Source organism: Streptomyces chiangmaiensis, from assembly GCF_036281785.1.
GTDB lineage: Bacteria > Actinomycetota > Actinomycetes > Streptomycetales > Streptomycetaceae > Streptomyces > Streptomyces chiangmaiensis.
The window spans coordinates 1-11384 of sequence record NZ_JAYWVC010000238.1; the positions used below are offsets into that span (position 1 = coordinate 1).

Below are 11384 nucleotides of genomic sequence, written 5' to 3' on the forward strand. Positions count from 1 at the left end.
GCAGCACTAGAGAAGCCCCTCCGCCAGCGGCCCGAGCGAGAGGGCCGGCAGGAAGTTGAGCAGCGCCAGGATGAGGGCGGCACCGGTGGCCAGGGCGACGAAGTTGACGCCGCGGGCCTGGAGGGTGCCGACGGTGACCACACCGGGTTGCTGACGGGCCAGCCGCCCGGCGAGGGCGAGCAGGAACACCATCGGCACATAGCGCCCGATCAGCATGGCCGCGGTCATCAGCAGGTTGTGGAAGTCGGTGGCGCCGTTGAAGCCCGCCATCGCGCTTCCGTTGCTGTTGACGTTGGAGGTGTAGGCGTAGACCAGCTCGCTCAGGCCGTGCGGCCCCGGGTTGCCCATGGACGACTGGCCATCGCCCAGCGCCACGGCGAGCGCCGCGAAGCCCAGGATCGCCGTGGGAGCGACCAGCGCGTACAGGACGACGTAGCGCATCTCCGGGAACCCGATCCGCTTGCGCAGGTACTCGGGCGTACGACCCACCATCAGACCGCCGATGAACACGGCGATCATCACCGCAATGATCAGGCCGTACAGACCGCTGCCGGTGCCGCCGGGGGCGATCTCGCCGAGCATCATCGCCGACAGCAGCACCCCTCCACCGAGGCTGGAGAAGCTGTCGTAGGAGGCGTTGGCCGCGCCGTCCGCCGATCCGGTGGCCGCCACGCCGAAGAGCGTGGAGCCGGGAATACCGACGCGGGTCTCGGTCCCCTCGTACTGCCCGCCGACCGCCGCCGTCACGGTGCCGGAGTGGGCGTTCTGCGCGAGGCTGCCGGCCGCCAGCAGCAGGCCGAAGAGGATGCCGACGACCACGAGCAGCGTCCAGCTCTGCCGCAGCGAACCGATCATCCGGCCGTAGGTGCGGATGAACGCGGTCGGAATCAGCAGCATCAGCACGATCTCGATTGCGTTGGTGTATGCCGACGGGTTCTCGAAGGGGTGCGCGCTGTTGGCGTTGAAGACACCGCCGCCGTCGCCCGACATCAGCTTCAGCGGCTCCCAGGAACCGACCGGACCGCCCAGCAGGGTCTGCTGTCCGCCCGCGACCGTGGTGACGGTGTGCGCATCGGCCAGGTTCTGGGGAACGCCCAGGGCGATCAGGATGATCCCGAAGACGATCGACAGGGGGAGGATGACCCGGAAGATCGTACGGATCAGGTCGACCCAGAAGTTGCCCAGTTGGGCGGTGTCCCGGCGCACCAGGCCCCGGATGAGGGCGAGGGCCGCGCAGATGCCGACGGCCGCCGAGGCGAAGGCCTGCACGCCGAGGCCCGCCATCACCGCGAGGTGACCGGTGGTGGACTCGCCCGCGTAGTTCTGCCAGCTGGTGTTGGTGGTGAAGCTGACCGCGGTGTGCAGGGCGAGCCGCCAGGGCATGCCCTCGTGGCCGGTGGACCAGGGCAGCTTGCCCTGGAGGGTGAACAGGGCGAAGAGCGCCGCGATGCTCATCAGGCTGAAGGCGAGCAGCGCGAACAGGTAGTGACGCCAGTCCTGTTCACGGTCCGGGTCGACGCCGCACACCTTGTACAGGGCGCGCTCGGCACGCCCGTGCGGGCCGCCGTCCAGGGCCTTCGCCATGTAGTCGCCCAGCGGAACGTGCAGTACGACGACGACCGCGAGGATGAGGGTGGCCTGGAGCCAGGCGTACATGTTCAGGCCCCCTTCTCGGGATGCGTGCGGTCGAGGGCCGCGTTCAACTGGACGACGTTCACGGCCGGTGCACCGAGGAATCCAAGGCTTCGGCCGCTGGTGTACCGGTCGATCAGCTTGCGCAGGGCGGCCTCGTTCATCCCGCGCTCGCGGGCGACGCGCGGCGTCTGGAGCTCGGCGTAGGCGGGGCTGATCTGGGGGTCGAGTCCGCTGGCGCTCGCGGTGACCGCGTCGGCCGGGACCTTGGGGTGGGCGGGCACGTCACCGCGGATCGGGGTGACCACGGCCTTGCCGTAGTCCTCCCCCGGTTCGGCACACACGACCGTCACACCCTCGTACGCGGCGACGAACGGCTTCGCGGGACACGCCTGGTTGACGCTGACCACGCGGGTGGCCCTGCCCGTGGTGCCGCCGTCGCGGAAGACGCCGAGCACGGCGCCGACGCCGTCAGCCGTGCAGTAGGGGCGGGAGCCGTCGACGTGCTCCAGCTCGCCGACCGCCTTGCTGCGGGCGCAGACCTGGGTGAGCAGGCTCTGCTTGCCGGAGTCGGGCTGCCCCTTCAACGGCAGGACGTCGACGGTCGACTCGGGGCCGAGGTTGCCGGCCGCCGACGCCGAGGCGTCGTATCCGGTGCCGGCGTTGGAGGGCCGGGGCTGGAAGTAGTACGGGATCGGGTTGCCCTTCTTGTCGACGAAGGACTGCCCGATCAGCGTGCTTCCGGCCTGCCTGCCGTCGGCGCCGGTGAGTGCGGAGCCCTGTGCGCGCTGGTGGAGCCCCGGAATCTGGGCGATGGCGGTCATGCCCAGCGGGTACGCGAGCCCCACGAGCAGAGTGAGCACGATGACCACCCGGATCGCCGCCACATGGTGGCCGACCCAGGCGGGCATCCTGGAGAGGAAGGTCATGGTCAGATCCCGGGAATGAACTGGACGACGGCGACATCGATGAGCTTGATCGCGAGGAAGGGCAGGATGAGTCCGCCCATGCCGTAGATCCACAGGTTGCGGGTCAGCAGGGAGTCCGCACTGCTGGGCCGGTAGCGCACTCCGCGCAGGGCCAGCGGGATCAGCGCGACGATGATCACCGCGTTGAAGATGACCGCGGACAGGATCGCGGACGTCGGCGAGTGGAGCCGCATGATGTTGATCGCGTCGAGCGCCGGGTAGACCCCGCCGAACATGGCCGGGAGGATCGCGAAGTACTTGGCGATGTCGTTGGCGATCGAGAACGCGGTCAACGCGCCCCGGGTGATGAGGAGCTGCTTCCCGATCTCGACGATGTCGATGATCTTCGTGGGGTCGGAGTCGAGGTCGACCATGTTGCCGGCCTCCTTGGCGGCCGACGTGCCCGTGTTCATCGCCACGCCGACGTCGGCCTGCGCGAGCGCGGGCGCGTCGTTGGTGCCGTCGCCGGTCATGGCGATCAGCTGGCCGCCCGCCTGCTCCTTCTTGATGAGCGCGAGCTTGTCCTCGGGCGTGGCCTCGGCGAGGAAGTCGTCGACGCCCGCCTCGTCCGCGATGGCCTTCGCGGTGACGGGGTTGTCGCCGGTGACCATCACCGTACGGATGCCCATCCGGCGCAGCTCGGCGAAGCGTTCCCGCAGGCCGGGTTTCACCACGTCCTTGAGGTGGACGACGCCGAGCACCTTGGCCGGGCCGTCGGCGGACTGCTCGGCGACCGCGAGCGGGGTGCCGCCGGAGGCGGAGACCTGCTTCACGCACACGTCCAGGGCCGCGGGTACCGTGCCGCCGTTCTCCTTCACCCACGCCGCGACCGCCGACGCCGCGCCCTTGCGCAGCCGTCGCGGTCCCCCGTCCGCCCGGGAGGCGTCGCCGGCCGCGTCCACACCGGACATCCGGGTGGTGGCACTGAAGGGAACCCATTCGGCGTTCACAGGCGCCGGCGGCTCCAGGCCGAACTTGTCGCGCACGTACTCGACGATCGAGCGGCCCTCGGGCGTCTCGTCGGCGAGGCTGGCCAGCGCGGCGGCCTCCGCGAGCCGGCGGCCCGTCACGGAGTCGACCGTGAGCAGGTCGCTCGCCCGGCGGTTGCCGTAGGTGATGGTGCCGGTCTTGTCGAGCAGCAGCGTGTTGACGTCGCCGGCGGCCTCCACCGCGCGGCCCGACATGGCGAGCACATTGCGCTGCACCAGCCGGTCCATGCCCGCGATGCCGATCGCGGACAGCAGGCCGCCGATGGTCGTCGGGATCAGGCAGACGAGCAGCGAGACCAGGACGATACCGGTGACGCCGTTGGCGGTGAGCGCCTCGCTGTCGTGAGCGGCGGCCATGAAGTCCTTGGAGAAGATCGCCATCGGCTGGAGCGTGAGGACCGCCACCAGGAAGACGAACGTCATCATGACCAGCAGCAGGTTGAGCGCGAGTTCGTTCGGCGTCTTCTGCCGGTCGGCCCCCTCGACCAGGGAGATCATCCGGTCCAGGAAGGACGCGCCGGGCTCCTGCGTGACGCGGACGACAATCCGGTCCGACAGTACGCGCGTGCCGCCGGTGACGGCCGACCGGTCACCTCCGGCCTCGCGGATGACCGGCGCGGATTCCCCGGTGATGGCCGACTCGTCGATGCTGGCGACGCCCTCGATGACGTCACCGTCGCCGGGGACCAGTTCTCCGGCCTCGACGACCACGATGTCACCGCGCCGCAACTCCCCCGCGCCGACGCTCTCCTCGATGTACGAGCCGGCGGCGGCGCCGGGCTGCCGGCCCACCGCCGGGCGACGGTCTGACGGCGCATCCCGCGCAGAGTGTCGGCCTGGGCGCGTCCACGACTTTCGGCGACGGCCTCGGCGAGGTTCGCGAAGATGACCGTGAGCCACAGCCAGGCGGTGATCAGCCATCCGAACAGCGACGTATGGGCGATGGCGAGGCCCGTCGTCAGGGCCGCGCCGATCTCGGTGACGAACATGACCGGGTTGCGGGCCAGCGTCACCGGGTTGAGCTTGCGCAGAGCGGCGGGCAGGGCCAGCCACAGCTGCTGAGGGTCGAGAAGCCCGGCGCCGATCCGGCGCGACGGTCCCGTGGCGTTGGGTGTTGGCAGGCTCTCCGTGGGTTTCTCCCTCACGGGGGCGGGCGCGGTCATCAGAAGCGCTCCGGCTTGATCAGGGCCACCACCAGGTAGGCCAGCAGGGCGATCGCGACGATCAGCCCCACGATGTTCTCGGCCGTCACAAGGACCTCACTCGTTGTTCGGACAGGGGTTAGGAACACCTCCGGGCGAGGGCCGGGCCGTCGACTCGCCCGGAGGTGGATCATGGGGACGGGGTGATCAGAGCCCGACGTCCCGGCTGCGGATGTCGTCCAGGGACTCCCGGCGCACCAGGAGGCGCGCGTGACCGTCGCGGACAGCGACCACCGGCGGCCGGCCGACCATGTTGTAGCCGGAGGCCATCGACAGGTGGTACGCACCCGCGACCGGGACCGCCAGCAGGTCTCCGGGGTGGACGTCGTCGGGCAGTTGGACGTCCGTGGCAAGGACGTCGCCTGCCTCGCAGTGGCGGCCCACCACGGTCACCGGCGTCGTCGGCGCGGTGCTGTGCCGGCCGATGAGCCGCGGCGCGTAGCGCACGCCGTACAGCGCGGGCCGGGGGTTGTCGCTCATGCCGCCGTCGACCGCCACGAACGTGTGGTCACCTGTGCGCTTGACGGACAGCACGTGGTACAGCGCGATGCCCGACGGTCCCGCGATGGCGCGGCCCGGTTCGATGATCAGGCGGGGCACGGGAAGCCCGGCCGCGGCGCACGCCTCGCTCAGCTCCGCACGGACCTTGCGGGCCAGCGCGGTGAGGTCCAGGGCCTGTTCACCGGGGCGGTAGGCGACGCCATGACCGCCGCCCAGATCGAGTTCGGTCAGGACCAGGCCGTGCTGCTCGTGCAACCGGGCCATCAGCCCCACCATGCGGCGCACCGCGAGCAGATACGGCTTGACGCTGGTGATCTGCGAGCCGAGGTGGCAGTGCAGACCGGTCAGTTCGAGCTGCGGCTGGTCGAGTATGCGACCGATGGCGTGCTGGGCGTAACCGTCGGCGATGGACAGGCCGAACTTCTGGTCCTCCGTGCCGGTGCGGATCTTCTCGTGCCCACCGGCGCTGATGCCGGGCACCACACGGACCATCACCTTCTGGTGTCCCTCGGGTCCGACGGCGGCGGCCAGCCGCGCGATCTCCGACGGGCTGTCGATGACGATGCGGCCGACACCGAGGCGCAGCGCGGTCTCCAGATCGCGCGGGGACTTGGCGTTGCCGTGCAGCACGATCCGATCGGGCGGGAACCCGGTCGTGACGGCGAGCTCCAGTTCGCCGGCCGAGCAGACATCCAGACCGAGGCCTTCCTCGTCCATCCAGTGGACCATGGCCCGGCACAGAAACGCCTTGGCCGCGTAGAGGACTTCGGCCTCCGGGAAGGCGTGCCGGTAGGTGCGGCAGCGCTCACGCACCTCGGCCTCGTCCAAGACGTAGACAGGGGTCCCGAAGCGCTCGGCGACCTCGGTCAGTGGAACGCCGCCCACCTCGAGGTCACCGCGGTGGTGCTCGGCCGTCGAGGCGGGCCAGACCGACAGTTCCTCGGAAGTGGTGACGGCGGGTTCGCGGACGGTGGTCATGATGCCTTCCCCTCTCAACCGATCCAGAGCGCCAGCGCCGAGACGAGCGCGGCGGCACCGGTCACCCGCAGCACGCCGACGGCCTGCGGATCCCAGATACTTGTGCGTGAACTCCTCACAGGCGGCTTCTCCGGCACCCGGGGCAGCTCAGTGGCCCGGGTGGTCGGCGCGGGGGCCGGCGCGGAGAACTGGGGGTCCACGGTGACGGTGGTGACGCCCAGCGGAGCGATGAGCGCGCGCAGCGCGGGCTCGGCCAACCGGATCCACGCCTGGTCGGAGCCGAGCGTCGCGGTCAGGCACTCCTTGGAGGTGAAGCCGACGGCCGTACGGTCGCCGAGGGGGGTGCGGAAGATTCGCGCCGCACACCCTGCCGGACCCGACCGGACCGGGACGAACAGTGGTCCGGCCGGGAACCGTTCACAAGGTTCCGGGTCTTCACCGCACAGGATGTCTGTCATGGGATGCCTCCTGGAGGATCCGGCTGCTTCATCAGTTGGGGGGGTGCCCCGGCCGCGGGGGGCGTACCGGGGCTTGCAGATGACGCTATGCCCCGCCACCCGGGGGTTCGGATGCTTCATGACGCGATGCTGACGGCGATCGGGGACACGCTGACGGGACGCTGACACGAAGGCCGTGCGGCCTTCGGGCACCCCATCAAGGGAGCGCCAAGAAAACGGTCCCCCGGCTGTTCGCGGGCCTGGGACCAGGGGTGAGATGGAGGGGCCCGCACAAGGGCTGCCCATGGGACACGCCCGCGGGCGCCTGAGAGGAACGGTGGAGTCATGCCCGGTACCGGCGCCGCCCCCACGGACACTGCTCGCGTCGTGGTGGGAGTGAGCGGCACCCTGGGCAGTCTCACCGCCCTGCGCCGGGCCGCCGAGGAGGCACGCTGCCGGGGCGCCGAGCTGTGGCCGGTGCTGGCCTGGGAGCCGCCCGGAGGTGACCTCGTCTCCCGGCACGGCCCCGGCACAACCGTGATGGTCGACACATGGCAGGACCTGGCCCGGCAAAGAATGCTCACCGCCCTCACCGACGTCTTCGGCCAGGCCGGACCCGGCCTGGCGATGCGTGCCCTGGTCGCCCGGGGCGCCCCGGGATCGGCGCTGGTGGAGATAGCCGATCGCGAGAGCGATGTCCTGGTCGTCGGGGCCGGCCGGCGCAGCCTCTGGCACCGCGCCTGCTCGCGCTCCGTGAGCCGTTACTGCCTGTCCCATGCCGGCTGCCCGGTCTTGGCGGTGCCGCCGTCGCCCCTGGAAGCCGAACTCGCCGCGGCCCACCGCCGCAACGTCCTGGGGCTCGGCCTGGACACGGGCTGTCTGGAGCACGAGGTGTTCCGGCTGGCGCAGGGGCGTTCGGACTCCTGAGCACCCAGTCGCTGAACTGGGCCGCCCCGGCAGCCACGGGCTGGATACGCGTCGTGATGACGGCCGGATGACGACGCCGGGTTTATTGCCGTGCCGTCAGGAAGTCATAAATTCGGGGTCCTTTGGCGCATGAAAATCGTCAACGAACCTCGCCAAGCGCGCCCCGGCACGGTTCCTTGTACGGCGTTGGTCACCGCCGACCCGTCCTTGGGGTGAAGTCGCTCATGTCCGACCTCGCGTTCATCGGCCTGACGATCCTCTGCTTCCTCGCAATCGCTCTGATTGCCAGGGGAGTTGATCGTCTATGACTGTCGGAGACATCATCGGGCTCGCCACTGCGGCGGGCCTCGTCGTGTATTTGATCATCGCCCTGGTGAAGCCGGAGAGGTTCTGATGCACGATGAATGAGACCCTCGCCGGCTGGCTTCAGATCCTGCTCCTGGTCGCGCTCCTCGCCGCCTCGTACCGTCCGCTCGGCGACTTCATGGCGCACACGCTCACCTCGCCCCGCCATCTGCGCGTCGAACGGGCCGCCTACCGGCTCGGCGGCGTGGACGGCGACACCGACCAGACGTGGCTGCAGTATCTGCGCAGCGTGCTGGCGTTCGCCGTGGTGAGCATCCTGTTCCTGTACGGCTTCATGCGGTTGCAGAACCATCTGCTGCTGTCGATCGGGATGAAGCCGGTCGATCCCGATGGCTCGTTCAACACCGCGGTCTCGTTCGTCACCAACACCAACTGGCAGTGGTACTACGGTGAATCGACCATGGGCCATCTCGTGCAGATGATGGGCCTGGCGGTGCAGAACTTCGTCTGCGCCGCCATGGGCATCGCGGTCGTGGCGGCCCTGATCCGCGGCTTCACCCGCAAACACACGGACCGCATCGGCAACTTCTGGGTGGACCTCACCCGGATCACCTTCCGGGTGCTGCTGCCGATCGCCTTCGTCTTCGCGATCATCCTGGTAGCAGGCGGAGCGGTCCAGAACTTCGACGGTATCCACTCGATCTCCACCATCGCCGGTGACCACCAGTCCATGACGGGCGGCCCGGTCGCCTCACAGGAGGTCATCAAGGAACTGGGCACGAACGGCGGCGGCTTCTACAACGCCAACTCGTCTCACCCCTTCGAGAACCCGAATGCACTGACGAACTTCTTCGAGATCTACCTGATCCTGGTTATCGCGTTCTCGCTGCCGCGCACCTTCGGCCGGATGGTCGGCGACAATCGTCAGGGCTACGCGATCCTCGCCGTGATGGCGGCGATCTGGATCGTCTCCGTGGGCGTCGTCACGGCCAACGAACTGCACAGCACGAGCAGTCCGGCCGGCCATGCGGCGGGCGGCATGATGGAGGGCAAGGAACAACGGTTCGGCATATGGGCTTCGGCGCTGTTCGCGGTGTCGACCACGCTCACCTCCTGCGGCGCGGTCAATTCCTTCCACGACTCCTATACCCCTGGCGGCGGCGGCCTGCTGATCTTCAACATGCTGCTCGGGGAGATCGCACCCGGCGGCACGGGATCGGGTCTGTACGGCATCCTTATCATCGCGATCGTGGCGGTGTTCGTCGCCGGGCTGATGGTCGGCCGTACGCCGGAGTACCTGGGCAAGAAGCTCCGCGGACGCGAGATGAAGTTCGCCTCTCTGTACATTCTCACCACGCCCGCTGTCGTCCTCATCGGCACGGCGGCGGCGATGGCTTCGCCCGGCGCGCGGGCAAAGATGCTCAACCCTGCTGAACACGGCTACTCCGAAGTCCTGTACGCGTTCACGTCCGCGGCGAACAACAACGGCTCGGCCTTCGCAGGCATCACTGTCGACGGGACTTGGTACAACACCGCGCTGGGCCTGGCCATGCTGTTCGGCCGCTTCCTGCCGATGGTGTTCGTGCTGGCGCTGGCCGGTTCGCTCGCCCAGCAACAGCCTGTTCCGGTCACTGCGGGCACGCTGCCAACATACCGCCCGCAGTTCGTCGGTCTGATGCTCGGCGTGATCCTCATCGTCGTCGGGCTCACGTATTTCCCGGCTCTCTCCCTCGGCCCGATCGCGGAAGGGCTGTCCTGATGTCGCTGACCACCACCAACCGTCCCGCCGCACCGCACGACGGGCGGTCCATGACCATCCAACCCCACCGGGTCCAGGGCGGGTTGCTCGACCCGAAGATGCTCTGGCGTTCGCTGCCCGATGCGTTCCTCAAGCTCGACCCCCGCACGCTCGCCAAGAACCCCGTGATGTTCGTGGTAGAGGTGGGCGCGGTCCTCACCACGGGCTCCGCCATCGCGGACTCCTCCGTGTTCGCCTGGCTGATCAGCGCCTGGCTGTGGCTGACCGTCGTCTTCGCCAACCTTGCCGAAGCGGTCGCCGAGGGCCGCGGCAAGGCCCAGGCTGACACGCTGCGCAAGACCCGGACGGCGACCGTCGCCCGCCGGATGAGCGACTGGCGTCCTGGCGCCACCGGGCTGGCCGAAGCACTCGTTCCCGCCGCGGAGTTGAAGCTCGGCGACCATGTGGTGGTCGAGGCCGGCCAGGTCATCCCCGGCGACGGCGACATCGTCGAGGGCATCGCGAGCGTCGACGAGTCGGCGATCACCGGTGAGTCGGCTCCGGTCATCCGCGAGTCGGGCGGAGACCGGTGCGCGGTCACGGGCGGGACGAAGGTGCTCTCGGACCGGATCGTCGTCCGCATCACCTCCAAGCCGGGCGAGACCTTCATCGACCGGATGATCGCGCTCGTCGAGGGCGCCGACCGGCAGAAGACCCCCAACGAGATCGCGCTGAACATCCTGCTCGCCTCGCTGACGATCGTCTTCATCCTGGCCGTCGTCACACTCCAGCCGATCGCGATCTACGGCGACGCCAAGCAGAGCATCGTCGTCCTGGTCGCCCTCGTGGTCGCACTGATCCCTACCACGATCGGCGCCCTGCTCTCGGCGATCGGGATCGCCGGCATGGACCGTCTGGTGCAGCGCAACGTGCTGGCGATGTCCGGGCGCGCGGTGGAGGCCGCGGGCGACGTCAACACACTGCTGCTGGACAAGACCGGCACCATCACGCTCGGCAACCGGCAGGCGGCCGAGTTCCTTCCGGTCGGCGGCACCGAGCTGGGTTCCCTCGCGGACGCGGCCCAACTGTCGTCGCTGGCCGACGAGACGCCCGAGGGCCGCTCCATCGTCGTCCTCGCGAAGGAGCGGTACCAGCTGCGCGGGCGCGCCCAAGGGGAGCTGGACGGCGCAGAGTTCGTGCCGTTCACGGCGCAGACCCGGATGTCCGGAGTTGACCTCGCGGACGGGCGGCGGCTACGCAAGGGCGCCGCGACGGCCGTCATGAAGTGGGTGCGGGACGCAGGGGGACACCCCACAGACGAGGTCGGACCGATCGTCGACGCGGTCGCCGCCGGCGGTGGCACCCCGCTCGTCGTCGGCGAGGTCGCAGCCGGCCGGGCCCACATCCTCGGGGTCATCCACCTCAAGGACGTCGTCAAGGAAGGCATCCGCGAACGCTTCGACGAGCTGCGGCGCATGGGCATCCGCACGGTCATGATCACGGGTGACAACCCGCAGACCGCACGTGCCATCGCCGAGGAGGCCGGCGTCGACGACTTCCTCGCCGAGGCCACTCCCGAGGACAAGATGGCGCTGATCAAGCGGGAACAGGCGGGCGGCAAGCTCGTCGCGATGACCGGCGACGGCACCAACGACGCGCCGGCGCTCGCCCAGGCCGACGTCGGCGTGGCCATGAACACCGGCACC

The 11384-nt window shown here is 69.4% G+C and carries 9 protein-coding genes and 1 pseudogene; 4 read left to right on the forward strand and 6 right to left on the reverse strand.

Features of this window, described 5'->3' with window-relative positions:
• Nucleotides 1–6 precede the first annotated feature (6 nt).
• The 6 genes and pseudogenes from kdpA (VXC91_RS37700) to VXC91_RS37725 form a co-directional block, all read right to left on the reverse strand.
• Nucleotides 7–1656 carry a potassium-transporting ATPase subunit KdpA gene (gene kdpA / locus VXC91_RS37700; protein WP_329511865.1) on the reverse strand — a complete coding sequence of 550 codons (1650 nt, stop codon included), beginning with the start codon at nucleotides 1654–1656 and terminating at the stop codon, nucleotides 7–9.
• A gap of 2 nt (nucleotides 1657–1658) precedes the next feature.
• The gene (locus VXC91_RS37705) at nucleotides 1659–2561 is read right to left on the reverse strand and encodes a potassium-transporting ATPase subunit C (RefSeq protein ID WP_329511866.1); all 903 of its coding nucleotides are present in this window, start codon (nucleotides 2559–2561) and stop codon (nucleotides 1659–1661) included.
• A 2-nt stretch (nucleotides 2562–2563) separates the two neighbouring features.
• Nucleotides 2564–4752: pseudogene (gene kdpB, locus VXC91_RS37710) on the reverse strand (potassium-transporting ATPase subunit KdpB).
• Nucleotides 4752–4841: a K(+)-transporting ATPase subunit F gene (gene kdpF, locus VXC91_RS37715; protein ID WP_059129256.1), complete on the reverse strand. Its 90-nt coding sequence runs from the start codon at nucleotides 4839–4841 to the stop codon at nucleotides 4752–4754. Before kdpF (VXC91_RS37715) ends, kdpB (VXC91_RS37710) begins: the two are co-directional and overlap by 1 nt.
• 97 nt (nucleotides 4842–4938) lie before the next feature.
• Nucleotides 4939–6270, reverse strand: coding sequence for a diaminopimelate decarboxylase (gene lysA, locus VXC91_RS37720; protein ID WP_329511867.1), 1332 nt, complete (start codon nucleotides 6268–6270; stop codon nucleotides 4939–4941).
• 14 nt (nucleotides 6271–6284) lie between these two features.
• Nucleotides 6285–6728: an SAV_915 family protein gene (locus VXC91_RS37725; protein ID WP_329511868.1), complete on the reverse strand. Its 444-nt coding sequence runs from the start codon at nucleotides 6726–6728 to the stop codon at nucleotides 6285–6287.
• Between the two features lie 324 nt (nucleotides 6729–7052).
• On the opposite strand from VXC91_RS37725, the gene VXC91_RS37730 reads away from it, so the two are divergent.
• From VXC91_RS37730 to kdpB (VXC91_RS37745), 4 genes are all read left to right on the forward strand, one after another.
• Entirely contained in the window at nucleotides 7053–7634 is a 582-nt protein-coding gene (locus VXC91_RS37730; RefSeq protein ID WP_329511869.1) for a universal stress protein, read from the forward strand.
• A gap of 304 nt (nucleotides 7635–7938) precedes the next feature.
• Nucleotides 7939–8028: a K(+)-transporting ATPase subunit F gene (kdpF, locus tag VXC91_RS37735; protein ID WP_329511870.1), complete on the forward strand. Its 90-nt coding sequence runs from the start codon at nucleotides 7939–7941 to the stop codon at nucleotides 8026–8028.
• A 6-nt stretch (nucleotides 8029–8034) separates the two neighbouring features.
• Complete coding sequence (gene kdpA, locus VXC91_RS37740; protein ID WP_329511871.1) at nucleotides 8035–9699, forward strand: potassium-transporting ATPase subunit KdpA; 1665 nt, start codon at nucleotides 8035–8037, stop codon at nucleotides 9697–9699.
• Nucleotides 9699–11384: potassium-transporting ATPase subunit KdpB (kdpB, locus tag VXC91_RS37745; RefSeq protein WP_408057570.1), on the forward strand; the 1686-nt coding region annotated here is incomplete at its 3' end. The genes kdpA (VXC91_RS37740) and kdpB (VXC91_RS37745), both read left to right, overlap by 1 nt.